The organism is Priestia sp. KCTC 13724 (assembly GCF_056820425.1).
This window is the reverse complement of the sequence record NZ_JBXDLD010000056.1, coordinates 1-24,515: the sequence shown is the minus strand read 5'-3', so window position 1 is coordinate 24,515 and position 24,515 is coordinate 1. Positions and strand designations below refer to the sequence as shown.

The window sequence follows — 24,515 nt, the reverse complement described above, 5'->3', positions numbered from 1 at the left end:
TAAGAGGAGAGACGATTGAAATGAACGATAATCAAGCGATTATTCGCTTTGAAAATGTAACAAAGCAATACGACAACGATTCAATAGTGCTTGATAATGTAAGCTTTGAAATTGAAAGAGGAAAGTTTTATACGCTACTAGGTCCATCAGGGTGTGGTAAAACGACTATCTTACGCTTAATTGCAGGGTTTACAGAGGCTTCAAGCGGAGATATCTATTTCAACGGTAAGAAAATTAATTCCGTGCCGGCTAACAAACGTCAAGTAAATACTGTGTTTCAGGATTATGCATTGTTTCCGCACCTTAATGTATTTGAAAACATTGCATTTGGATTACGAATAAAAAAAGTAAAGAATACAGAAGTCAAAAAGCGAGTGAGTGAAGCACTTCGATTCGTTAATTTAGAAGGATATGAAAATCGTGAAATTAAAGAGATGTCTGGAGGGCAACGCCAGCGCGTGGCAATTGCTCGAGCAATTGTAAACCAACCGGAGGTCATTTTACTTGATGAACCGCTATCGGCACTGGATTTAAAACTGCGTACGGAAATGCAGTATGAACTAAGAGAACTTCAGCGCCGATTAGGTATTACATTTATTTTTGTTACGCATGACCAAGAAGAAGCACTAGCGATGTCTGATGAAATCTTTGTATTAAACAAAGGACATATTCAGCAAAGTGGTGCACCAACAGATATTTATGATGAACCAATTAATCGCTTTGTAGCAGATTTCATTGGGGAGTCAAATATTATTCCAGGAAGCATGGTTGCGGACTTTGTTGTAGAGTTTGCGGGTGAACGTTTTGAATGCGTCGATAAAGGCTTCGACCCAAATGAAAAAATAGAGATTGTCATTCGTCCGGAAGACTTAGAAATTACGGATCCAGAAAAAGGTAAAATTCAAGTGAAGGTTGACTCTCAGCTGTTTAGAGGGGTTCATTATGAAATTTGTGGATACGATAAGGATGGAAACGAGTGGCTTGTGCATTCAACAAAAAAAGCAACAGTAGACGAAGAAATTGGTCTTTACTTTGAACCTGAAGCAATTCACGTTATGCGCTTTGGTGAAACAGAGGAAGAGTTTGATAAGAGGCTAGAAGCATATGGTGACGAGACTCATGCAAACTAAGTCACGTAATATTTATTTAGTACCGTATCTGCTTTTTATAGCTTTGTTTGTTATTGCACCGATTGCCTTAGTTGTTTATTACTCGTTCTTTGATATTCACAATGAGTTCACTTTAGCTAATTACGAAAAGTTTTTTACACCTGTTTATTTAAAAATGACACTCAGCTCGTTTTGGTATGCTTTTTTAATTACGCTATTTTCATTATTAATTGCTTATCCTACAGCGTACTTGTTAACTAAAACAAGACATAAGCAACTATGGCTGTTGTTGATTATTTTACCAACTTGGATTAACTTACTGCTAAAAGCATATGCGTTTTTAGGGATTTTCGGTACGTATGGAACAATTAACAGCTTTAGTGAGTTTTTAGGATTTGGCACTCATCAAATATTATTTACTGATTTTAGTTTTGTTTTTGTATCTGTTTATATCTTTATTCCATTTATGATTTTACCAATTTTCAACTCGCTAGAAGAACTGAACCCTTCTTTAATATATGCATCGCGTGATCTAGGGGCTTCTTCATGGACAACATTCCGTCGAGTTATATTCCCACTCACATTAAATGGCGTGAAGTCAGGGTGCCAAGCGGTCTTTATTCCTGCGCTATCACTCTTCATGATTACTCGTCTAATTGCCGGGAACCGAGTGATTACGCTTGGTACTGCAATTGAGCAGCATTTCTTAGTAACACAAGACTGGGGAATGGGAGCGACGATTGCGGTCTTCTTAATTATTGCGATGGCAATTATGATGATTGCAACTGGAACTAGAAAGAGAGGACTATAAAATGATGAAGAAATGGAAATGGAGCAATATATATTTAATTTTAGTTTTTGTCATTTTATATGCGCCAATCTTTTACCTTATGTATTATTCATTCAATAGCGGTGGTTCAATGAGAGAGTTTGAAGGCTTTACATTGCAATGGTATAAAGAAGTCTTTCAAGATACAAGGTTATTAATCATTGTATTAAACACTCTTATTATTGCTTTGCTTTCATCCGTAATTTCAACAATTCTTGGGATTATTGGAGCGCTTGCAATTATTTATGTGAAAAGAAGAAGAGTTCAAAATACGCTGCTGACGTTAAACAATGTTCTCATTGTTAGCCCAGATGTCATCATAGGAGCTTCTTTCCTTATTTTATTTACGATTGTTGGAATTAAGCTTGGCTTTACATCTGTTCTACTGGCCCACATTGCTTTTAGTGTTCCAATTGTTGTTATTATGATTCTTCCAAAGCTTCAAGAAATGAGTCCAACTCTAATTGATGCAGCACGGGATTTAGGGGCGAGCCGTTTTCAAGTATTATCAAAAGTTATTTTGCCGTTTATTTCACCGGGAATCTTTGCAGGATTCTTTTTAGCGCTGACTTATTCGTTAGATGATTTTGCAGTTACGTTCTTTGTAACAGGCAACGGATTTTCTACACTGTCGGTTGAAATTTACTCACTAGCAAGACGCGGCGTATCATTAACGATTAACGCACTGTCTACGCTAATTTTCTTATTTACTGTGCTCTTAGTAGTAGGCTACTATTTTGTTAGCCAGCGTAATCTTCGTACGAAAGGAGGCGGGGTTGAGAAATGAAACAATTAATGCGGTCATTTGTTGTTATTGTAGCCATTTCACTCGTCTTAATGTACGTTGTATCTCGGTTAAACTCTGCTCAGGGATATTCAGGAGGTAATACCTTGACCGTGTATAACTGGGGTGATTATATTGATCCAGAAATTATTGATGAGTTTGAGGAAGAGACTGGGATTAAAGTTATCTACCAAACGTTTGATTCCAATGAGGCAATGATGACAAAAATTGAACAAGGTGGCACCACGTTTGATATTGCGGTACCATCAGAGTACGCGATTAGCAAAATGAAGGAAGAAGATTTACTACTTCCTGTAGAACATAAGCAGCTACCTAACTTAAAACATATTAATCCACGCTTCCTCAACTTATCGTTTGATGAAGGAAATAGATATTCTATTCCTTACTTTTGGGGAACAGTAGGTGTTGTTTATAACAAAGAAATGCTAAATGGCAAGGAGATTACGAGCTGGGACGATTTATGGGACCCAGAATTAAGAAATCAAATCCTGTTAGCTGATGGTGCACGAGAAGTGATAGGAATGGGACTTAACAGCTTAGCCTATTCGCTAAATGACACGAATAAAACGCATTTAAGAGAAGCGAAAGAAAAACTAGATACGTTAACACCCAACGTTAAAGCGATTGTTGGAGACGAAATTAAAATGTTGCTAGCAAACGAAGAGGCATCCGTCGGTTTAGTTTGGTCTGGTGATGCTTCAGAGATTATGAGTGAAAATGAAGATCTAGATTATGTAGTCCCAGAAGAAGGGTCGAACCTGTGGTTTGATAATATGGTAATTCCTAAAACAGCAAAAAATATTGAGGGTGCTCACCAGTTTATGAATTTCATGTTAGACCCAGAAATCGCAGCTCGAAATGCTGAATATGTAGGGTATTCAACGCCAAACGAAAAGGCTCTTGATTATTTACCGGATGAAGTTGCAGAGGATAAGCGCTTCTATCCAGATGAAGCATTAACTGAAAAGTTAGAGGTGTATGATAATCTAGGGAAAGAAATGTTAAGCTACTACAACGAATTATTTTTAGAGTTTAAAATGCATAGAAAATAGATGTTGTTTTCACTCCCTTTATCTCACCAACAAGGATAAATGTGTAAAATAAATAGGTTTTACTCCCTGTTGAAAAGATAAAAATAGACCTTTAATATAGAGATAAGAAAGCTAATGACATGATTTATTATGTCATTAGCTTTTTTTATGAAACTTTTTTAAAAATAGGGGAAAAGTAAGGCGTAACACTTATGGCATAGGGGAATAGAGATGACGTGTTAAATTTTTTCATAATAGGAGACAGAATGTGAAGAAACAACAAATTGAATCAATTTATTTTTTAAGATTATTTGCCATGATGATGGTTGTACTTGTACACGTAACGGCAGCGTATGCAAGCGTCCTTCCATATAGCGGTGATGCGTATCAGAAGTATCATTTTATCAACCGCATTATTCGGATTGAAGCGGGAATCTTTATTGTGATTACAGGACTCGTATTCTTTTATAGTTATATAAAAAAGCCGTTAACAAAAGAGTTATGGAAAAGTTACTATAAGAGGCGAGTTACATATATTCTTATTCCTTATATCATTTGGGCATTGATTTATGAAGCATATTCAATTTATGTAGGTGCAAGAGAATTTAACGCGACAGAAATTTTGCTGCGCATTTTAAAAGGTGAATCTTACTATCAACTGCACTTTATTTTCTTAATTGTGCAAATTTATCTTGTTTTACCTGTTTTTATATGGATCGCTCAAAAGTTTACTTTTTTTCGCCGCTATATGTGGTTATTCGGAGTCGTCTTACAGTTAGTTTATCTTCAATTAAATTCAATGTACGGTCTTGTATCATTTACTTTATTTATTAGTTCATTATCTACCTTCCTATTAGGAGCATGGATTGGTGTTTACTATAATGAACAGAAAGCAAAAAGCGCGAATAAATCTACGATTGTTTTGCTAATTATTGCTTTAATTGCAGGAGCAATCGTCTCTTCTTTACACTATTATGTGTATACAATTAAGACACTTTACCTATCAGGGGTTATGTACGAGACGATTAATACGATTTATCTCGTGTTAGGAAGCTACGTAGCATTTCGTATAGGAGAGATCTTAGCTGCAAAACTTCCTAGAAGAGCTGTTATTACAGTTCGAAATATTGCAATGTACTCTTTTGGCTTTTATTTAATCCATCCTTTAGTATTAAATATTGTCTCTGAATTTGTACCTGCAAATAGTAATCAATTGTTTCACATTGAAATGCTAATTCGGTATGCATTAACTTTAGCTTTATGCTACCTCATTATATGGGCTTGTCATCGGTTTTTACCGTTTGCAAGTTTATTGTATGGAAAGCTTCCAAAGAAAGCAGTATTCTTATACAAGCATGAAGTACAATAATAATAAAAGTGGTAAAAAGATCAACTCTTTTACCACTTTTTTATTGGAGTCGGAATTCCCTTACTGATTTGAACAGAAGCTGTTACGATAGCAGATAAGTCAAAAATAAATTATAATTTGACTCACATCTGCCCACGTTTTACATAAGTAATAAAGAAAGAAACTGTTTCCTATAAGGATAGAGAAAGTGATAAAATAGAAAAGATTAAATTGTGTTAGGAGGAACACTTGTGAAAATTAAGCTTGGTCTTTTATACGGGGGAAAATCCGCTGAACATAAAGTATCTTTACAAACAGCTTTAGCAGTAACAAAAGCAGTTAACCATGATAAATACGAAGTACATCCAATTTATATTACTGAAACAGGCGAATGGGTTCGCGGTACAAAGTTGACGGGTCCACTTGAAACGGTAAACGAACTTGAAATTAGTAACAGTGGTACGGTCATTTCACCAGTATCTTTAAATACAAATATGTTTGCTTTATCCGACGTGAAAAATGAAGGAACGCTTGATGTAATTTTCCCACTTTTACACGGTCCAAACGGTGAAGATGGAACAGTCCAAGGGCTGTTAGAATTATTAAACCTACCTTATGTAGGAAACGGCGTTTTAGCATCTGCAGCAGGGATGGATAAAGTCGTGATGAAGCAACTTTTCTCTCAAGCAGGTTTAAAGCAAGTAAAATATGAATATTTTATTCGCAAAGAGTGGGATGAGAACCGTGAAGCAGCATATGAAGTTGTTGAGGAAAACTTAGGTTACCCATGCTTTGTCAAACCAGCTAACTTAGGTTCAAGCGTTGGTATTAGTAAGTGTGATAATCGCAAAGAATTAGAAGCGGCATTTGAGGAAGCGTTCCAATTTGACCGTAAAATTATTATTGAAGAAGCGGCAATTGGACGCGAAGTGGAAATCGGTGTATTAGGTAATGATGATCCATCGTGCTCAGTTGTTGGAGAAATCTTACCAAAGGCTGCTTTCTATGATTATAAAGCTAAGTACGAAGATGGTAGCACAGGTCTTGCTATCCCGGCTGAAATTAGCGAAGAAACGTATGTAGAAATGAAAGAATTGGCAATTAAAGCATTTAAAGCAATTGACGGTTCAGGACTTGTTCGTGCTGATTTCTTCTTAACAAAAGAAGGCGAGTTAATCATTAATGAGGTAAACACAATGCCAGGGTTTACACCGTTTAGTATGTTCCCATTATTATGGAAGCATGCAGGTGTTGAATATCCGGTGTTAATTGAAACATTAGTGGATTTAGCGCTTCAGCGTCATGATGAAAAGCAAAAAATTAAACATACGATGTAAGAAAAAGGCTGACACTATTCAAAATGAATAGTGTTTCTGCTTTTTGCGAAAGGAGTTATAAGCATTATGATTAATCGAAAGCTAAAAGATGTGGTGAAGATGATTCCAAACAGCAGTTTAGCTCATGGTGACGAACAGGTTCATATTAAAGGTGTTTCAATTGATACAAGAACACTGCAACCAGAAAATTTATATGTACCAATTAAAGGTGATCGCTTCAATGGACATGAATTTGTTGAAAAAGCAATTGAAGCAGGTGCTGTGGCAACCTTATGGAACAAAGATGAAAAAGATATTCCACAAAATGTACCTGTCATTTTAGTAGATGATACGCTTGAAGCACTACAGCAATTAGCAAAAGCGTACCGTCATGAATTAGCGGTAAAAGTGGTAGGAATTACAGGAAGTAACGGGAAAACAACAACAAAAGACATGGTGGATGCTGTTTTATCGACAACGTATAAAGTTTTGAAAACAGCAGGTAATTTTAACAACCATATCGGTATGCCATTAACAATCTTGCGTTTGGAAGAAGATACTGATATTGCTGTCCTTGAAATGGGAATGAGTAGTCGCGGTGAAATTGAATTTCTCTCAAACCTGGCTGAGCCTGATGTTGCTGTCATTACAAACATTGGTGAATCCCATCTGCAAGATTTAGGTAGCCGAGAAGGAATTGCTGAAGCAAAATTTGAAATTACAAGCGGTTTATCTGAGCAAGGACAATTTATCTTTAATGGTGATGAACCACTTCTAACAAGTCGAGTGAATAATCCAAAGTTTAAAGCCATTACGTTTGGAAGTTCACCAAATAATGACCTTTTTTTAACGGATATGACAAGAGAAGAACATGGAACGACATTTTTCGTTTCACGTGAAACACAAAAGTTTTTCATTCCTGTATTAGGTGAGCATAATGCACATAACGCGATGGCTGCTATTGCTGTTGGTCGCTATTTTAACCTGAGTAATGAAACAATTGCACAAGGATTAGCTGGCTTGAAGCTGACAAATATGCGAATGGAATTAGTGAAGGCTGAGAGTGGATTAACGTTTATTAATGATGCGTATAATGCAAGTCCAACATCAATGAAAGCAGCGATTAAGTTAATCCATGAGATTCAAGGTTATAACAAGAAAATCTTGGTTTTGGGGGATATGCTCGAACTTGGTGATCAAGAAATACAATTTCATAAAGAGATTGGAAAATTTATTGACCCTGCTGCAGTGGAATATGTATTTACATACGGTCCACTAAGTAAAGAGATTGCCTCAGGAGCACAAGAGAATTTTCAAGAAGGAAAAGTTCTTCATTTTGACGATAAAGATACGTTAGCAGATCACTTACAATCTGTTAGTTCTTCAAATGATATTGTATTGGTGAAAGCATCTCGAGGTATGAAGCTTGAAGAAGTAATCACTAAAGTGATGTCGAAATAAGAAGACGAATAATAGAATAAGCTCTATTGCAAATAAAAACTCATAGTGTTATGATGTAGTTTGAGTGTCTTGAGATGCTTATTCTCTAAACGTTGATTTCATTAAGTAATCGTTTAGAGCATTTTCCGGGTATCGGGGAATGCTTTTTTTTGTAAAATATAGATAGTCTAAATATAGAAGGAGTTTGAAAAATTTGGCATTATTTCAAGAGTTAGGTTTAAGTCCACAGCTAAACAACGCTGTTAGTAAAATGGGTTTTGAGGAAGCTACACCAATCCAGTCTGAAACAATTCCTTTAGCGCTACAAGGTCATGATTTAATTGGACAAGCACAAACAGGAACTGGTAAAACAGCAGCATTCGGTATTCCTCTTATCGAAAAAGTAGATGCAAGCGTTGATGCAATTCAAGGTTTAATTATCGCACCTACACGTGAACTTGCTGTACAGGTATCTGAAGAACTTTATAAGATTGGACAAACAAAACGCGTTCGTGTTTTACCAATCTACGGTGGTCAAGATATCAGCCGTCAAATTCGCGCTCTAAAGAAACGCCCTCACATTATCGTTGGAACACCAGGACGTATGTTAGATCATATTAACCGTCGTACACTTCGCTTACAAGATGTTCACACTGTTGTATTAGATGAAGCGGATGAAATGTTAAATATGGGATTCATTGAAGATATTGAAAAAATCTTATCTAATGTTCCTGAAAATCATCAAACGCTATTATTCTCAGCAACAATGCCTGACCCAATCCGCCGCATTGCTGAAAAATTCATGAGCGAACCTAAAGTTGTAAAAGTAAAAGCAAAAGAAGTAACAGTTCCAAACATTCAACAGTACTACGTTGAAGTACAAGAAAAACGTAAATTTGATGTGTTAACACGTCTTTTAGATATGCAGTCACCAGAATTAGCTATTATTTTTGGTCGTACAAAGCGTCGTGTTGACGAGTTATCAGAAGCTCTAAACGTACGTGGCTATTCAGCTCAAGGAATCCATGGTGATTTAACGCAAGCAAAACGTCTATCTGTTTTGCGTCAATTTAAAGAAGGTTCTATTGACGTGTTGGTTGCTACAGATGTAGCTGCTCGTGGACTAGATATTTCAGGCGTAACTCACGTTTATAACTTTGATATTCCACAAGATCCAGAAAGCTATGTTCACCGTATTGGACGTACAGGTCGTGCGGGTAAAATGGGTGCAGCGATGACGTTTGTAACACCAAGAGAATCTGGTCAATTACACAACATTGAGCGCACAACTAAGCGTAAAATGGATCGGATGACACCTCCAACATTGGATGAAGCATTAGAAGGTCAACAGCGTATTGCTGCAGATAAGTTAGTTGAAACAGTAAAAACAGGTAACTTATCTTACTATAAGCAATTAGCTGAAGAGCTACTAGAAGAAAATGAATCTGTAGCATTAGTAGCAGCAGCACTTAAGTTAGCAACAAAAGAGCCAAACGATGTGCCTGTAAACTTAACAGCTGAACCACCTGTTGTTGGAAAAGGTGATAAGAACAGACGTGGTGGTAACAACGGCAGTGGTCGTTCACGCTCTAATTCTAAAAACTATTCACAACAAAACCGTCGTGGAAACTCTAAGCGATTTGGAGATAAGCGCCGTAGCAATAATAGCGGTGGTCAGGGGAATCGCCAAAACAACCGCAAAGATTCACGTACAAAAGCATAAAAGAAAAGCGAGCCAATTGGCTCGCTTATTTTTTTTGCCATCAGGAAATACTAAACGGAAAGTGAGGTGTTTTCTATGTCAACTTTAGTGCGCTTAGGATATGTAGCAATGAGTGTTCAATTACAGAATGCGTCTCCGTCTCAGACGATGACTTTTGCGCAGTTTCAACGAATTCAAAACCGAGAAGCTGCTATTTCTAAATTAGAGCGTATTTCTATTTCTAACTTAGAAAACTGTTTAAGGTTATTGAAGCATAATGTTTGGAGTGAAGTGGAATTTTTTCGGCTTAGTTCAAAACTCATTCCCCTTGCCAATCACCCAGAGATTAGTGATTGGAACTACATGAACGCTTTAAAGCCGGTCATTCTTGAGATTCGTCAGTTCCTAGAGAGGAATCCGATGCGCGTTGATTTTCATCCCGATCATTTTGTTGTGCTAAACTCTACAAATAAAGATATTTTAAAGCATTCCCTTGAAACCCTTCAAATGCATAAAAAGTTGTTAAAAGGAATGGGGATATTACCTAAAAACCGCTGTGTTTTACATGTAGGAGGAGCTTATAACGACAAAGAAAAAGCGCTTGAGCAGTTTATTCATAACTGGGGACTAGTACCTCATTCTATTCAAGAAATGATCATGCTTGAAAATGATGATACAACATTCTCTGTTCAGGATGCATTATACCTCTGCGAAAAATTGAACATTCCTTTAATATTTGATTTGCATCACCATCAAGCTAATCATGAAAACCCTGATTGGACAGAATATTGGTCTAGAATTGTTGCTACGTGGGAACAAGAAAAGCTTCCATTGAAAATGCACATCTCGAGTCCAAAAAGCTCAAAAGACTTTCGTGCCCATGCAGACTACATAAATGCAGAAGAGTTTTATCAATTTTTACAATCAATTTCTGGGACAATACCACAGATTGATTGCATGATTGAAGCAAAACAAAAAGATGCAGCGCTCTTTCAGCTGATGAATGATTTAAAAACATATGAAAGAATCGAAGTAGTAAATGGATCTACGTTTATTGTAAAATAACAAGAGAACAGTTCGTTTAAAGAACGGTTCTCCTGTTATTTACGGGCAAACAAAATTGTTAATAGGTAGCCGCTTATAAAGCCACCGATATGAGCAACGTTATTTACTCCGCTATTTAAAAATCCAGATAGTAACCCTATAATTAAGAGCACAATGACAATTTGTTGATCGCTTTTTGTAAAATAAATTGTTTTGTTTCGAATGAAGTAAATATAGGCACCGAAAATGCCGAAGATTGCACCTGATGCGCCCACATGACTATAGTAAGCAGGCTGAATGATAAAAGTAAGTACATTTGCTAATAAGCCACACGCGATATAAAAACCAAGAAATTTATAGCGTGATAGCTCTCTTTCTAAACGTGGTGCAAATAAAAATAGTGAAAAAGAGTTAAACAGTAAATGAGCAAAGCTGTTGTGTAGAAACATGGATGTTGCCAAGCGCCAATATTCACCTTGGCCAATGGCACCGTTATAACCAACGAAGTTATAAAATAAGGATTGAATAGGTTGGGCAGGAATTAAAAATAAAGCCCACAAGAGTATGTGAATACAAAGTAGTAGAAATGTAATTGGATAGTAGGTTCTGAATTCGCGAAAGCTTTCGGTTCGAACAAAGATCGCAACCACTTCCTTTCATAAGGAACTTAGTATAGTTTGTTTTAGGTGCATTTCTTTATTTTATGCAGTATGGAAAAAGATAGAAGGGTGTGAAGAGCAATTGATTAAAGGGATTGGACTGGATATTACCGAGCTAGATCGAATTGAAAAGCTTGCAAAAAGACAATCTTCGTTTGTTACTCGTATTTTAACAAAAAATGAAAAGGCGAGCTACGATAAACTCCAAGGGAAAAGGCAGATTGAGTTTCTGGCAGGTCGTTTTTCAGCGAAAGAGGCCTATTCTAAAGCATTAGGAACAGGAATAGGAAAAGATTTAAGTTTTCAAGATATTGAAGTTCTAAATGAACATAGTGGAAAACCAGTGCTTTATACGCTAAATAAAAGCGATAACAAGTACATTCATGTCTCCATTTCACACAGTCAACATTATGTTGTAACACAGGTAATTATTGAAAGCTCGTCAAGCTAGTCTGCATATTCATATTCCCAACTTCATATATTCATATTGCGGACAAGGGAGACAGGTAGTATCTTGTTTCTCTCGACATGTAGGTATGACATGATATAAAAGGAGTTGGGGAGATGCATAAAAAGTTTATTGGGTTATTCGCGTGCGCCTTTTTACTATTACTATTGGCTGCTTGTGGCGAAAAAAGTCAGCAAGACGTAACGGATGCACTAGATGCTAAGATTGAAGATATGAAAGGGTATAAAGCTGAAGCAGAAATGAAGCTAAATACAGGCAAGGACGCGCAAGTATATGACGTTGAAATTTGGCACAGTAAGCCAACTTATTATCGTGTAAACTTAAAAAATACGAAGAAAGACCAAAGTCAAATGATTTTGCGCAACGATGAAGGTGTCTTTGTCTTAACACCAGCCTTAAACAAAAGCTTCCGTTTCCAAAGCGATTGGCCACAAAACAGTAGCCAAGCTTATTTATATGAATCGTTAGTGCAAGACATTGTGCAGGATGAAAGTGCAGAATTTAAATCGACGGATAAACATTATGTATTTAAGACAAAAACAAATTACCAAAATAGCACGATGTTGCCAAAACAAGAAATTAAGCTAAATAAAAAGGATTTAACGCCTGTATCTGTAAAAATTATGGATACAGACAACAAGGTACTAATTGAAGTGGATTTTTCAAAAGTACAAGTTGATTCAAAGTTTGATAAGGGTGCATTTGATACGAAACGCAACATGACAGGGGCTAAAATTGATGTTCCAACAATGGCTACAGAGAAATCTGATGAGTTCGGTGTGCTTTATCCAGAAATTTTACCAAAAGGCGTTAAGCTAGCAGAGGAGAAAAAGGTTGAAGGCGAAAACGGTGAGCGAATTGTTTTAAAGTATGAAGGTGAAAAGTCGTTTACGCTTGTTCAAGAGAAAGCAAAAGTAGCGGAAACAGCAGCCTCTACAGCTACTTTAACAGCTGGGGAGCCGTTTGATTTAGGATTTACAGTTGGAGCACTAACGGATAAGACGCTTTCTTGGTCTTATGATGGAATTGACTTTATGATTGCTTCAGAAAACTTAACGTCTGAAGAGATGAGTAAAGTGGCGAATTCAGTTCAAACTCAGCTTGGCAAATAACTACTTTTAATACAGGCTCGCGAATAGCGAGTCTTTTTGTTTTCTTAATTGGATTTGGTTTCATTTGTGAGAAAATTCAAATCTGTTTAGTTTAATTTTTATTTCCTTCTAATGAACTTTAATTTTGGATGTATTATACTAGCAAAGTAGCATATGTTTATAATGGTTCTGAAAAAGGAAGTGTCACAATGGTTAAAGCATTTTACCGAGAAACATGGGCAGAAATTAATGCAGATGCAATTTTGTATAATGTTCAAGAAGTTAAAAAGTTATTAAAACCGGATCAAAAGCTCATGGCTGTAGTGAAAGCAAATGCATATGGGCACGGAGATGTAGAAGTAGCAGACTTAGCACTACAAGCAGGTGCTAATATGTTAGCTGTTGCATTTTTGGATGAAGCAATCTCACTTCGTCAGAAAGGGGTTAAAGCCCCCATTTTAGTACTAGGAGCTGTGCCGCCTCTTCATGTTAAAGACGCTATTAAATGGAATGTTACGATAACTGCTTATAGTAAGCAATGGATAGAAGAAGTAATTGCAGACCAAGCTAATAATGGAAGGTTAACTATTCATTTGAAAATAGATACTGGAATGGGAAGACTAGGCTTACGAAGTGATGATGAGATCAAAGCAGTAGCAACACTGTTAAAATCACAATCCTTTATGGAAGTAGAAGGAGTATTTACTCACTTTGCAACGGCAGATGAACTAAATTCAATTTACTTTCAAAATCAATATCACAGGTTTCAAAGCGTAGTGCAGCTTATTCAGTCTTTAGGAATTAATCCTCCTCTGGTTCACTGTGCAAACAGTGCGGCTATTTTTCAGCAACCTGAGAATTTGTTTACCGCTGCTAGACTAGGGATTTCAATGTATGGGTTAAGCCCGTCACCAGAGATGAAGGAAATCATTTCTGTCCCTTTAAAAGAAGCTTTTTCATTGCATAGTACACTTGTACATGTTAAAAAAGTAGAGCCAGGTAGTGGTATTAGCTATGGTATTACGTATGAATCAGAGAAAGCAGAATGGATTGGAACGGTTCCAATTGGCTACGCGGACGGATGGATTCGAAAGCTTCATAACTTTACTATCCTTGTTAAAGGAAAGAAAGTTCCTGTGGTGGGACGTATTTGTATGGATCAACTAATGGTACGCCTTCCAGAGCAGTATCCAGTAGGTACAAAAGTGACGCTTATTGGTAAGCAGGGCAACGAACAAATATCCATTGATCAAGTAGCACAGCACTTGGAAACTATTAACTACGAAGTACCTTGTATGATTTCAGCTCGTGTACCAAGGGTGATTGTGAAGAATCAAGAGCAAGTGAATATTACTAACTACTTGTTGAACGAACACAATTGACGTAGGATTTAATAAATATTCAGCTTAAAAATTAAATTTATGCATAAAACAATGCGTCGATTGACAATAATAGTGTAGAAATTGACAGAATTAACTTTCCATTAATACGTATGAGTGTTATGATAAGGAAAGATGAGACTATTGGTGTGTGTATTGATGTTGGAGGTGTATGTTTGTGTCTGAAGCGAGCGCAACTACAGAAATCCTGGTAAGATTGCCGAAAAATTTAGTATCGGAACTTGACCTTATGGTGAAACAAGAAAATGGTAACAGAAGCGAATTTATTTACCAAGCAACGAAATTATACCTTCGTGAGCGAAAAAAACGCCATATTCGCGAGTCTATGCGTCGCGGATATATGGAGATGGCAAAGATAAATTTAAACATTGCTTCTGAAGCTTTTTTAGCTGAGTCTGAAGCAAATCACACAGTGGATCGTTTAGTCAGCGGGGGTTAATGTCTTGGTAGTCAAACGCGGCGACGTTTATTTTGCTGACCTATCTCCTGTTGTTGGCTCAGAACAAGGAGGCGTTCGCCCTGTACTTGTCATCCAAAATGATATTGGAAATCGGTTTAGTCCGACTGTCATTGTTGCTGCAATTACTGCTCAAATTCAAAAGGCAAAGTTGCCTACGCATGTAGAAATTAATGCGAAAAAGTATGGGTTTGAGCGCGATTCAGTTATTTTGCTAGAGCAAATTCGAACAATTGACAAACAGCGACTAACTGATAAAATCACCCATTTAGATGATGAAATGATGGACAGAGTGGATGATGCCTTGCAAATCAGTGTAGGACTTATCGACTTTTAGAATTATACTTCCATTTATACTAAGTTGCTCCTTTAAGGGCAACTTTTTTAATTTGACGAAGAATAACTAGTAAACGTATATTGAAAGAAGAAATCTATTTAATGGGTTTATTAAATATGGTAAAAAATAGCTAAATGGCATAAAGAAATGTGATTTCTTACAAGGAGGAGCTCATGAATCAAGAGAAGTTATTTGAGTATATTCAACAATCTAAAGCGGATATATTTGAACGTTGGCTTGTTACAATGAATGATATTGAAACGGGTCGAATTAAAAGTGTTGTATCGGAACAAGTTTATGTAAACGTTAGTTCAAATTTTGTGAATGTAGTTTTATCGAATGCATTTCGTTCTTTAAATGAGTTTTCAAATGAACTCGAAGATATTGTAGAAAAAGTTGTCAAGCTAGGATGGCCACTTGGATACCTAACGCAAGGCTTGCGTGAGTTAGGACATGTTGTTGTGGAAGGGTATCTAAACGAAGGATCTTCGAACAAAGAAGCACACTCGGAAATCTTTTATCATTTTGATAAATGGCTTAGTCCTGTTTATAACAAGATAGTAGAGCAATATTCAAGTTCATGGGAAAATACGGTTATGCTACAAAAAGTAGCTTTACAAGAATTATCAGCGCCGCTAATTCCGGTATTTGATAAAATAACAGTTATGCCCCTCGTGGGGACAATCGATACAGAGCGTGCAAGAAAAATTATGGAAAACCTTCTGCAAGGCGTTGTTAAGCATCGCTCAGAAGTGGTTTTAATCGATATTACAGGAGTGCCGGTAGTTGATACAATGGTAGCTCATCATATTATACAAGCTGCTGAGGCTGTACGATTAGTAGGAGCAAAATGTTTATTAGTAGGGATTCGCCCTGAAATTGCACAAACAATTGTTAATTTGGGAATCAATTTAAATGAGCTAATTACGAAGAACTCGTTGAAGAAAGGAATCGAATTTGCGTTAGAAATGACTAACCGTCAAATTATCGATATGGAATCGGGGGAATGAACGTGAGAATACCGATCTTAAAATTATATGACTACTTACTGGTCTCGATTCAATGGGAGCTTGATGATCACACAGCTATTCAATTTCAAGAAGATTTACTAAGTAAAATACACCAAACTGGAGCAAAAGGCGTAGTAATCGATTTAACATCCATTGATATGATTGACTCATTTATTGCTAAAGTGTTAGGTGATGTAGTTAGCATGTCCAGTTTAATGGGGGCACGTGTTGTTTTAACAGGAATTCAACCCGCTGTTGCTATTACCTTAGTGGAACTAGGTATTGGATTAAATGATGTTTTTACTGCGCTTGACTTGGAAAAAGGTCTTGAGAAACTCCAATCGGAACTGGGGGAATAATAGATGGAATTCCAATCCAGTGTAAAAATTGTAACGGAGTGGGATATTGTGGCGGCGCGTCAGCTAGGTAGAAATGTTTCCAAGGATTTAGGATTTGGAACTGTAGATCAAGCGCGTATTACAACAGCCATCTCTGAATTAGCACGTAATATTTATTTATACGCGGGGAAAGGACAGATTCATATTGAAAAATTGGATCGTTCAACTACACGAGGACTTTTAATTATTGCTACAGATGAAGGGCCAGGTATTCCTGACATTCGCAAAGTGATGGAAGATGGATATTCTACATCTGGAGGATTAGGTGCAGGTTTACCAGGGGTGAAACGTCTCATGGATGAGTTTTCAATTGAATCAAATGTAGGAGACGGTACTGAAATCAAAGCAATTAAGTGGCTCCGCTAGGAGGAGAATAAATGTCTTTTGATAAAGAGATGAAACAGCTATATAGGGATATTTTGGGGAATTATATTCAAACGCAAGATGAGCAAGTTTTATACCAAGGACAAAAGCTAAGTCGCAAATCTTTAGAAAATGAAATATCGCCAGAAGACATCGTTAGTATTCATAAAGAGGTAATTGAAGAGATTTATTCTGATATTCCAGAGAAAGTATTGCATTCATTAGATTTTTTATTAGAGGTTATGATTAGCTATGGATTAGCGTTACGTGAACATCAAACGTTAAAAAGTAAGCAGAGAGAGCTTCGGTCAGAGATTGAAGTTGCTGCAAATGTTCAGCAAAATTTATTGGGAACAAATATTCCGGATAATGTGGATACTTTAGAGATTGGCGCAGTGAGCGTACCAGCCAAGCAGATGAACGGTGATTATTTTCATTTCGTGGATGAAGACAACGGTGGTGTTAGCATTGCGATTGCAGATGTAATTGGTAAAGGAATACCGGCTGCGATGTGCATGTCGATGATTAAGTATGCGATGGATAGCTTACCGGATTCTCGGAAAAATCCAAGCTATGTGCTTGAAAACCTGAATAATATTGTAGAGCGCAACGTGGATCCGAGTATGTTCATTACAATGTTTTATGGTACGTACCATCCTGCTAACAACTTGTTTACCTACGCATCAGCCGGTCATGAACCAGGATTCTATTATGAAGCTTCAACTGATACATTTCATGATTTAGAAGCAAGAGGTCTAGTTCTAGGTGTAGATCGTCATGTGAAGTACTCACAGTATGAAAAAGAGCTTCACAAAGATGATATGATTATCTTATTAACGGATGGAGTAACAGAATGTCGAACTGAAGAAGGATTTTTGGAAAGGTTGGACATTATAAAACTAATTCGTAAATACATGCATTTGACACCTCAAGAAATTGTTGAGGCAGTTTTTAAAGAATTAGAAAAACTACAAGAGTTTCAGCTTCGAGACGATTTTACCCTTATTATTTTAAAAAAAGCAGTTTAACTAGAAAGAATGAAGGGTAAAGAATGTATAGTTTATGAAAACTGAGGGGGTTTATAGATACGATGAATTTAAAGATTGATGTTCAAGATGCTGGTCAGGAATATCGTATTACGTTGGCTGGCGAAATTGATGCATATACAGCTCCGAATTTAAAAGAGAAATTTATGGAGATAGCAGAACAAGACGATGTTAGAATCACAATTGATTTGACAGACGTTTCATATATGGACAGTACAGGCCTTGGTGTTTTTATTGCACTTTTAAAAGCAATTAAAAAGCATAACGGTTCATTAAAGTTTGTTGGTGTGTCTGAGCGTTTAAAGAGATTATTTGATATTACAGGATTGACGGATATTTTAAATGTGAATTCACAGGTAGAAGGTGGCGTGAAATGAAGCAACCGTATGATTTCGTTGAGATGAAAATTCCAGCTAAGCCAGATTATGTCGCAATCATTCGCCTAACTTTGTCAGGAGTGGCAAACCGTATGGGCTTCTCTTATGATGATATTGAAGACATGAAGATTGCAATAAGTGAAGCGTGTACGAATGCTGTTCAGCATGCTTACAAAGAAGATGAAAATGGTGAAGTTAAGGTAGGTTTTGGCCTTTTTTCTGACCGCTTAGAAATTATGGTGGTTGATAAAGGTGAAAGCTTTAACTTTGAAGAATTAAAAGAGAAAATCGGGCCTTACGAGACAGCGAAAGAAGTTGAGATGCTGCCAGAAGGTGGATTAGGCTTATATTTAATTGAGACGCTCATGGATGAAGTGAAAATGATGAATTCTAAAGGTGTTACCCTCATGATGACAAAGTATTTGCAAAGAGAGCAGGTGGAGAGTGATGAAAACACAGTCTCAACCTATGAAATTAACTAAAGAACAAGTTCAGGAACGAATTGAGCGTTTTCAAAAATTCCAAGATGAAGAAGCACAAAGTGAGCTCGTTATTCACTATAAAAATCTTGTTGAATCGATTGCCCGTCGTTATTCAAAAGGCCGAAGCTTGCATGAGGATATTGTGCAAGTTGGTATGTTAGGCCTTTTAGGTGCAATTCGTAGATATGATCCTTCGTTTGGAAGAAGCTTTGAGTCGTTTGCTGTTCCGACAATCATTGGTGAGATAAAACGATTCTTACGTGACAAAACGTGGAGCGTGCATGTTCCTCGTCGAATTAAAGAATTAGGTCCGAAAATTAAAGCAGCTGTTGAAGAGTTGACAACCCAATTACAGCGCTCTCCTCAAGTGCAAGAGATTGCTGATTATATTGGAGTCACGGAAGAAGAAGTTTTAGAGACGATGGAAATGGGGCAAAGCTACCAAGCGCTCTCTGTTGACCACTCCATTGAAGCGGATTCTGATGGCAGTACCGTAACTATTCTAGATTTAGTTGGTGAAAAAGAAGCAGGCTATGAAAAAACCGACCAAAGATTGGTCTTGGAGAAGATTTTACATGTTTTAAGCGAGCGAGAAAGAGAAGTCATTCGCTATACCTTCATTGAGAACCTGAGTCAAAAAGAAGCTGGTGAGAAATTAGGTATTTCTCAAATGCATGTGTCGCGTCTTCAGAGAAGAGCTCTTGATAAGCTTCGAAATGCGGCTCGAACAGACCTAACCGAAGCGGAGTATAAAAAGTGACGAATCGTATATCTGCTAATCAATCTTTCATAAAAACAGCCACTCATCAAACACCTAAAGATGGAAACACCTGTTGTGGTGACGGCTTTTATATCAAAGAAACTAGCGATTATTTCTTATGTGCCATTGCGGATGGGTTAGGAAGCGGTGAACATGCAAAAATAGCGTCCGATGCTGTCATTCAAACTGCGAAGCAAAATCATAATCTTGAGCTTGATGATTTAATGATGCTGTGTAATGATGTGACTAAAGGGACGAGAGGAGCCGCTGTTGCTCTATTGAAGTTTGATAAACGCAGCGGGCATTTTTCGTACACGAACGTAGGTAATATTCGTTTTTATCTATATGCCCCAGACGGAAATCTTACGTATCCTTTACCTGTAAAAGGGTTTTTATCAGGTCGAAAACAAAAAATTCAGGTTCAGACTTTTCAATATGAACCGAACTCTCAGTTTTTAATTCATACGGATGGATTAGATTTAAAAGAAGTTAGAGCCTTTTTTAGTTCTCGGATGAACATAGAGCAATTATCCGCTCAACTGAAAGCGAAACTATCTTCTCACAAAGACGATGTAACATTCATATTGGGAGAGCTACAAACAAATTAATGATGTAAAACTTTAACTCACATGTGCTAATACATGTGAGTTTTGTTACAATTAAAAGAAAACATTGCTAGGAGAGATTGAGTTGACGGCCATAGCAAAAGTGCAAACAACTGATGTAATGAAGCATGTAAGTGATCAAGTAAACCTTCCTTTAAAGCAAGTAAAGAATGTAATAAATTTAATTGAAGCGGGAAATACAGTTCCGTTTATTGCTCGTTACCGTAAGGAACAAACAGGATCTCTTGATGAAGTGCAAATTCGAGCAATCTTAGACGAGTGGACATACTTAACGAACTTAAATACCCGAAAAGAAGAAGTTATCCGCTTGATTGAAGAGCAAGGAAAGCTAACGGATGAGCTGGCTACAAGTATTGCAAAAGCAACAAAGTTACAGCAAGTGGAAGATTTATATAGACCTTATAAACAAAAGCGAAGAACTAAAGCAACTGTTGCAAAAGAAAAAGGATTAGAGCCTTTTGCTCAATGGATTTTAACATTTCCTTTAGAAGCAGTTAAAGAGAAAGCACAGCTATACATATCTACGGAAAAAGGTGTCGATAGCGTGGAGGATGCCGTACAGGGTGCTCAAGATATCATCGCGGAGATTATATCTGACGAGCCTTCCTATCGTCAGTGGATTCGAGACTATACGTTTAAACATGGCGTTATTGAAACCGAAGCTAGAGCTCATGAAAAAGATGAAAAAAATGTATATGAAATGTATTATGAGTATAAGGAATCTGTAAGCAAGATTGTTCCTCATCGCGTGTTAGCCATGAATAGAGGGGAAAAAGATGGGATATTAAAAGTATCCATTAACGTATCTACAGAAGGCATTTTTAGATACATACAAAAAGGATTTGTTAAAAATACGAAATCGTCTGTTATCTCATTAGTAGAAGAAGCGATTACAGATGCATATAAGCGGCTAATTGCTCCTGCTATCGAACGAGAGATTCGAAAAGAGCTAACAGAGAGAGCTGAAGCACAGGCTATACATATCTTTTCCGAGAATTTGAGAAAGCTACTTCTTCAACCGCCTCTAAAAGGAAAGGTTGTCCTGGCTGTAGATCCTGCGTATCGAACTGGGTGTAAGCTGGCAGTTATTGATGAAACAGGAAAAGTGCTCAAGATTGATGTTATTTACCCGCATCCTCCTGTTAATAAAAAAGTAGAAAGTGTAAAGCAAGTAACTGAAATCATTGAAAAATTTTCAATTGAAATGGTAGCAATCGGAAACGGTACAGCTTCTAGAGAGACAGAACAGTTTATTGCGGAGATTTTGCAACATCAATCTAGAAATATTTTTTATTTAATCGTAAATGAAGCGGGCGCTAGCGTTTATTCTGCTTCTGACATCGCTAGGGACGAGTTCCCAAACTTTCAGGTAGAAGAAAGAAGTGCAGTCTCAATTGGGAGAAGGTTACAAGATCCGCTTGCCGAACTTGTTAAAATCGATCCAAAATCAGTTGGTGTTGGACAATATCAGCATGATGTTTCTCAAAAGCAGCTAAATGATTCATTAACGTTCGTGGTGGAAACGGTAGTAAACCAGGTGGGAGTGAATGTAAATACGGCTTCTTCTTCTTTGCTTCAATATGTGTCAGGTCTTAATAAGACGGTCGCTCAAAATATTATTCGTTATCGAGAAGAAAATGGTAAGCTGAAAAGCCGAAAGGAACTGAAAAAGATTCCGAGATTAGGTGCTAAAACATATGAACAATGTATTGGCTTCCTGCGAATTATTGATGGCCAAGAGCCGCTAGATCAAACGAGCATTCATCCTGAGAGCTATGGTTACGTGAATGAATTGCTAGATAAGGTGAATTTAACTTATGATTATCTTGGAACAGATGAATTAAAAGAAGCATTAAATAGCTTATCTATTTCTGATCTTTCAGAAGAGCTAGGAGTTGGAGAGTTTACTTTAAAAGATATTATTCAAGCGCTAGTACAGCCAGGGAGAGACCCTAGGGACGATTTGCCAAAGCCGCTCTTGAAAAAAGATATTTTGCAACTGGAGGATTTATCGAAAGGTCTTCAACTCGAAGGAACCGTACGCAATGTGGTGGATTTTGGTGCGTTTATAGATATCGGTGTAAAGCAGGACGGGTTGGTTCATATTTCAAAATTAACAACCAAGTATGTAAAACACCCGCTAGATGTTGTTTCTGTCGGAGATGTGGTAACTGTTTGGGTAGAAGGTGTAGATGTTGCTAAAGGAAGAGTTTCATTAACTATGATTTCGCCATAAGCTACTTTCTAAATCCATCAGAAAAATTGCTCTGACATTAATGTCAGGGCGATTTTTCTATTGGATTGTAGGGGTTAGTCCATTGAAGAGTGGTTTTTACGGTAAAAAAACCAGCATTGGTTTAATAGTCGAATCTGTGCACAATCTCTCTGTAAGTAAGCACGCTGCATTTGTCTTTGTAACCACATCGGCATCACAGCATTCGCTCCTTTTATATAAATGTATAAAAAATAATGTAATATTAAATGTATGCAATGCATGCTAGTCAGGTGATAACAAGGAGGAAATAAAATGGAGAACAACGAACTACAACAATTAGTAGAAGAAATATCAATGAAATTTTTTCACAAACCTTTTTTACATAAAGCTTATTTTAATAGACGACTAAGAGCAACAGGTGGAAGGTACCTTGTTCATAACTCTAATATTGAAATCAACTATGGTCACTATGAAGAACATGGTCAAGAAGAGGTTATTAACATTATTAAACATGAGCTATGTCATTACCATTTGCATTTAGAAGGCAAAGGATATGGACATCGAGATCGAGACTTTCGCCAATTAATGAAAGAAGTAGGTGCCCCTAGGTTTTGCAAGCCACTTGCAAAAAACATAGCAAAAAAGCAAAATAGTCCAGTACATCTTTATCAATGCACTGGTTGTAAGATTAAATATACAAGGAAAAGAAAGATTCATCTCCAAAAGTATCTCTGTGGTTATTGCGGTGGAATGTTAAAAAAATTAGAGTAAGCCCTTGACTATGGAAAAGGCATATGATAAATTTATAAAGCACTCAAAAGTGCTTGAATATTTTTTTGAAAAAACATTGACAAATAAGTCAAAATATAGTAAATTTTAATGAGTCTGATAACACTATTCCACAGTAGCTCAGTGGTAGAGCAATCGGCTGTTAACCGATCGGTCGTAGGTTCGAGTCCTACCTGTGGAGCCATTATAACGGGGAAGTACTCAAGAGGCTGAAGAGGCGCCCCTGCTAAGGGTGTAGGTCGTGTAAGCGGCGCGAGGGTTCAAATCCCTCCTTCTCCGCCATTTTATAATGGCCCGTTGGTCAAGTGGTTAAGACACCGCCCTTTCACGGCGGTAACACGGGTTCGAATCCCGTACGGGTCATATTATATCTGCTTGAATAATTTATGATTTAATTCCGGAGGATTAGCTCAGCTGGGAGAGCACCTGCCTTACAAGCAGGGGGTCGGCGGTTCGATCCCGTCATCCTCCATATTTTGTTTGTATATCATCTGTATGGATGGTCCCGTGGTGTAGCGGTTAACATGCCTGCCTGTCACGCAGGAGATCGCGGGTTCGATTCCCGTCGGGACCGCCATTTCTTTTTGATTGGGCTATAGCCAAGCGGTAAGGCAACGGACTTTGACTCCGTCATGCGTTGGTTCGAATCCAGCTAGCCCAGCCATCAAGAGCCATTAGCTCAGTTGGTAGAGCATCTGACTTTTAATCAGAGGGTCGAAGGTTCGAGTCCTTCATGGCTCACCACTTTAAATACACACACGCGGGTGTGGCGGAATTGGCAGACGCGCTAGACTTAGGATCTAGTGTCTTTATGACGTGGGGGTTCAAGTCCCTTCACCCGCACTTTTATCTTTAACCTTTTTTATTAAGCGGTCGTGGCGGAATGGCAGACGCGCTAGGTTGAGGGCCTAGTGGGTGAATAACCCGTGGAGGTTCAAGTCCTCTCGGCCGCACCAAAAAAACAAAAAAAGGTATTGACACTAACAAATAGAGATGATAAGATAGTTAAGTCGCTAACGAAGCGGTAGAAAAAATGCGCCCGTAGCTCAATTGGATAGAGCGTTTGACTACGGATCAAAAGGTTAGGGGTTCGACTCCTCTCGGGCGCGCCATATGCGGGTGTAGTTTAATGGTAAAACCTCAGCCTTCCAAGCTGATGTCGTGAGTTCGATTCTCATCACCCGCTCCATTACCAAATTGAACTTTGAAAACTGAACAAAGCGACAAACGTCAACGTTAATTTTTTAAACTTTTATGAGCAAGTCAAACATTTCTTCGGAGAGTTTGATCCTGGCTCAGGATGAACGCTGGCGGCGTGCCTAATACATGCAAGTCGAGCGAATTGATTAGAAGCTTGCTTCTATGACGTTAGCGGCGGACGGGTGAGTAACACGTGGGCAACCTGCCTGTAA

General features: G+C 37.6%; 26 protein-coding genes, 11 tRNA genes and 1 rRNA gene. 36 read left to right on the top strand and 2 right to left on the bottom strand.

Annotated features, from left to right (window positions below; all coding sequences use genetic code 11):
* Positions 1-20: 20 nt before the first annotated feature.
* From AC1UFB_RS08360 to uvsE, 9 genes are all read left to right on the top strand, one after another.
* Positions 21-1,130 carry an ABC transporter ATP-binding protein gene (locus AC1UFB_RS08360; protein WP_100346449.1) on the top strand — a complete coding sequence of 370 codons (1,110 nt, stop codon included), beginning with the start codon at positions 21-23 and terminating at the stop codon, positions 1,128-1,130.
* Positions 1,120-1,920 (top strand): ABC transporter permease, encoded by an 801-nt coding sequence (locus tag AC1UFB_RS08355; protein WP_061786331.1) that lies wholly within the window; start codon positions 1,120-1,122, stop codon positions 1,918-1,920. The genes AC1UFB_RS08360 and AC1UFB_RS08355 overlap by 11 nt, the downstream gene beginning before the upstream one ends.
* A 1-nt stretch (position 1,921) precedes the next feature.
* Positions 1,922-2,725 (top strand): ABC transporter permease, encoded by an 804-nt coding sequence (locus AC1UFB_RS08350; RefSeq protein WP_025910587.1) that lies wholly within the window; start codon positions 1,922-1,924, stop codon positions 2,723-2,725.
* Entirely contained in the window at positions 2,722-3,795 is a 1,074-nt protein-coding gene (locus AC1UFB_RS08345) for an ABC transporter substrate-binding protein (RefSeq protein WP_025910588.1), read from the top strand. The genes AC1UFB_RS08350 and AC1UFB_RS08345 overlap by 4 nt, the downstream gene beginning before the upstream one ends.
* Positions 3,796-4,042: 247 nt before the next feature.
* Entirely contained in the window at positions 4,043-5,143 is a 1,101-nt protein-coding gene (locus AC1UFB_RS08340) for an acyltransferase (protein WP_283880480.1), read from the top strand.
* 230 nt (positions 5,144-5,373) lie between these two features.
* The gene (locus AC1UFB_RS08335) at positions 5,374-6,459 is read left to right on the top strand and encodes a D-alanine--D-alanine ligase (protein WP_328101372.1); all 1,086 of its coding nucleotides are present in this window, start codon (positions 5,374-5,376) and stop codon (positions 6,457-6,459) included.
* A 66-nt stretch (positions 6,460-6,525) separates the two neighbouring features.
* Positions 6,526-7,899, top strand: a complete 1,374-nt coding sequence (locus AC1UFB_RS08330; RefSeq protein WP_025910593.1) for a UDP-N-acetylmuramoyl-tripeptide--D-alanyl-D-alanine ligase — start codon at positions 6,526-6,528, stop codon at positions 7,897-7,899.
* 193 nt (positions 7,900-8,092) lie between these two features.
* On the top strand, positions 8,093-9,601 hold the full coding sequence (cshA, locus tag AC1UFB_RS08325) for a degradosome RNA helicase CshA (protein WP_025910595.1): 1,509 nt from the start codon (positions 8,093-8,095) through the stop codon (positions 9,599-9,601).
* Positions 9,602-9,676: 75 nt separating this feature from the next.
* Positions 9,677-10,645 carry a UV DNA damage repair endonuclease UvsE gene (gene uvsE, locus AC1UFB_RS08320; RefSeq protein ID WP_100346447.1) on the top strand — a complete coding sequence of 323 codons (969 nt, stop codon included), beginning with the start codon at positions 9,677-9,679 and terminating at the stop codon, positions 10,643-10,645.
* 35 nt (positions 10,646-10,680) lie between these two features.
* Here uvsE and AC1UFB_RS08315 read toward each other — a convergent pair whose 3' ends face one another.
* The gene (locus tag AC1UFB_RS08315; RefSeq protein WP_224840390.1) at positions 10,681-11,274 is read right to left on the bottom strand and encodes a rhomboid family intramembrane serine protease; all 594 of its coding nucleotides are present in this window, start codon (positions 11,272-11,274) and stop codon (positions 10,681-10,683) included.
* A 91-nt stretch (positions 11,275-11,365) separates the two neighbouring features.
* On the opposite strand from AC1UFB_RS08315, the gene acpS reads away from it, so the two are divergent.
* The 14 genes from acpS (at position 11,366) to AC1UFB_RS08245 (ending at position 22,335) form a co-directional block, all read left to right on the top strand.
* The gene (acpS, locus tag AC1UFB_RS08310; RefSeq protein ID WP_025910601.1) at positions 11,366-11,734 is read left to right on the top strand and encodes a holo-ACP synthase; all 369 of its coding nucleotides are present in this window, start codon (positions 11,366-11,368) and stop codon (positions 11,732-11,734) included.
* 113 nt (positions 11,735-11,847) lie between these two features.
* A complete protein-coding gene (locus AC1UFB_RS08305) occupies positions 11,848-12,864 on the top strand; it encodes a LolA family protein (RefSeq protein ID WP_025910603.1) in 1,017 nt (338 codons plus the stop codon).
* A 188-nt stretch (positions 12,865-13,052) separates the two neighbouring features.
* Positions 13,053-14,225: an alanine racemase gene (gene alr / locus AC1UFB_RS08300; RefSeq protein WP_100346446.1), complete on the top strand. Its 1,173-nt coding sequence runs from the start codon at positions 13,053-13,055 to the stop codon at positions 14,223-14,225.
* Between the two features lie 175 nt (positions 14,226-14,400).
* Positions 14,401-14,682, top strand: coding sequence for a CopG family ribbon-helix-helix protein (locus AC1UFB_RS08295; protein ID WP_025910605.1), 282 nt, complete (start codon positions 14,401-14,403; stop codon positions 14,680-14,682).
* Positions 14,683-14,686: 4 nt separating this feature from the next.
* A complete protein-coding gene (locus AC1UFB_RS08290) occupies positions 14,687-15,037 on the top strand; it encodes a type II toxin-antitoxin system PemK/MazF family toxin (RefSeq protein ID WP_025910606.1) in 351 nt (116 codons plus the stop codon).
* A 173-nt stretch (positions 15,038-15,210) separates the two neighbouring features.
* Positions 15,211-16,047: an RsbT co-antagonist protein RsbRA gene (locus tag AC1UFB_RS08285; RefSeq protein ID WP_025910607.1), complete on the top strand. Its 837-nt coding sequence runs from the start codon at positions 15,211-15,213 to the stop codon at positions 16,045-16,047.
* Positions 16,044-16,406, top strand: coding sequence for an STAS domain-containing protein (locus tag AC1UFB_RS08280; protein ID WP_035321022.1), 363 nt, complete (start codon positions 16,044-16,046; stop codon positions 16,404-16,406). The genes AC1UFB_RS08285 and AC1UFB_RS08280 overlap by 4 nt, the downstream gene beginning before the upstream one ends.
* Positions 16,407-16,409: 3 nt before the next feature.
* Complete coding sequence (locus AC1UFB_RS08275; protein WP_025910609.1) at positions 16,410-16,811, top strand: anti-sigma regulatory factor; 402 nt, start codon at positions 16,410-16,412, stop codon at positions 16,809-16,811.
* Between the two features lie 11 nt (positions 16,812-16,822).
* Positions 16,823-17,836, top strand: a complete 1,014-nt coding sequence (locus tag AC1UFB_RS08270) for a PP2C family protein-serine/threonine phosphatase (RefSeq protein ID WP_076513562.1) — start codon at positions 16,823-16,825, stop codon at positions 17,834-17,836.
* A gap of 62 nt (positions 17,837-17,898) precedes the next feature.
* Positions 17,899-18,231 (top strand): anti-sigma factor antagonist, encoded by a 333-nt coding sequence (locus AC1UFB_RS08265; RefSeq protein WP_025910611.1) that lies wholly within the window; start codon positions 17,899-17,901, stop codon positions 18,229-18,231.
* Complete coding sequence (rsbW, locus tag AC1UFB_RS08260) at positions 18,228-18,713, top strand: anti-sigma B factor RsbW (protein ID WP_061785866.1); 486 nt, start codon at positions 18,228-18,230, stop codon at positions 18,711-18,713. The genes AC1UFB_RS08265 and rsbW overlap by 4 nt, the downstream gene beginning before the upstream one ends.
* Complete coding sequence (gene sigB, locus AC1UFB_RS08255; protein ID WP_025910613.1) at positions 18,679-19,473, top strand: RNA polymerase sigma factor SigB; 795 nt, start codon at positions 18,679-18,681, stop codon at positions 19,471-19,473. The genes rsbW and sigB overlap by 35 nt, the downstream gene beginning before the upstream one ends.
* The gene (locus tag AC1UFB_RS08250; RefSeq protein ID WP_326046451.1) at positions 19,470-20,081 is read left to right on the top strand and encodes a PP2C family serine/threonine-protein phosphatase; all 612 of its coding nucleotides are present in this window, start codon (positions 19,470-19,472) and stop codon (positions 20,079-20,081) included. Before sigB ends, AC1UFB_RS08250 begins: the two co-directional genes overlap by 4 nt.
* A gap of 118 nt (positions 20,082-20,199) precedes the next feature.
* Complete coding sequence (locus AC1UFB_RS08245; RefSeq protein ID WP_100348125.1) at positions 20,200-22,335, top strand: Tex family protein; 2,136 nt, start codon at positions 20,200-20,202, stop codon at positions 22,333-22,335.
* A gap of 74 nt (positions 22,336-22,409) precedes the next feature.
* Here AC1UFB_RS08245 and cmpA read toward each other — a convergent pair whose 3' ends face one another.
* Complete coding sequence (gene cmpA / locus AC1UFB_RS08240; protein WP_100346445.1) at positions 22,410-22,529, bottom strand: cortex morphogenetic protein CmpA; 120 nt, start codon at positions 22,527-22,529, stop codon at positions 22,410-22,412.
* A gap of 97 nt (positions 22,530-22,626) precedes the next feature.
* Between cmpA and AC1UFB_RS08235 the strand changes: the two genes are divergently transcribed.
* From AC1UFB_RS08235 to AC1UFB_RS08175, 13 genes are all read left to right on the top strand, one after another.
* Positions 22,627-23,085 (top strand): SprT family protein, encoded by a 459-nt coding sequence (locus tag AC1UFB_RS08235; protein ID WP_025910616.1) that lies wholly within the window; start codon positions 22,627-22,629, stop codon positions 23,083-23,085.
* A 127-nt stretch (positions 23,086-23,212) separates the two neighbouring features.
* Positions 23,213-23,287, top strand: a tRNA-Asn gene (locus AC1UFB_RS08230).
* Positions 23,288-23,294: 7 nt separating this feature from the next.
* Positions 23,295-23,385: transfer RNA gene (locus tag AC1UFB_RS08225), tRNA-Ser, on the top strand.
* A 9-nt stretch (positions 23,386-23,394) separates the two neighbouring features.
* Positions 23,395-23,466 (top strand) — tRNA-Glu (locus AC1UFB_RS08220).
* Between the two features lie 36 nt (positions 23,467-23,502).
* Positions 23,503-23,575: transfer RNA gene (locus AC1UFB_RS08215), tRNA-Val, on the top strand.
* Between the two features lie 29 nt (positions 23,576-23,604).
* Positions 23,605-23,680, top strand: a tRNA-Asp gene (locus tag AC1UFB_RS08210).
* Between the two features lie 12 nt (positions 23,681-23,692).
* Positions 23,693-23,767 (top strand) — tRNA-Gln (locus AC1UFB_RS08205).
* Positions 23,768-23,771: 4 nt separating this feature from the next.
* Positions 23,772-23,847: transfer RNA gene (locus tag AC1UFB_RS08200), tRNA-Lys, on the top strand.
* 16 nt (positions 23,848-23,863) lie between these two features.
* Positions 23,864-23,946, top strand: a tRNA-Leu gene (locus AC1UFB_RS08195).
* Positions 23,947-23,972: 26 nt separating this feature from the next.
* Positions 23,973-24,059: transfer RNA gene (locus AC1UFB_RS08190), tRNA-Leu, on the top strand.
* 79 nt (positions 24,060-24,138) lie between these two features.
* Positions 24,139-24,215: transfer RNA gene (locus AC1UFB_RS08185), tRNA-Arg, on the top strand.
* Between the two features lie 3 nt (positions 24,216-24,218).
* Positions 24,219-24,292 (top strand) — tRNA-Gly (locus AC1UFB_RS08180).
* A gap of 83 nt (positions 24,293-24,375) precedes the next feature.
* Positions 24,376-24,515 (top strand): 16S ribosomal RNA (locus AC1UFB_RS08175); the annotation flags it as partial.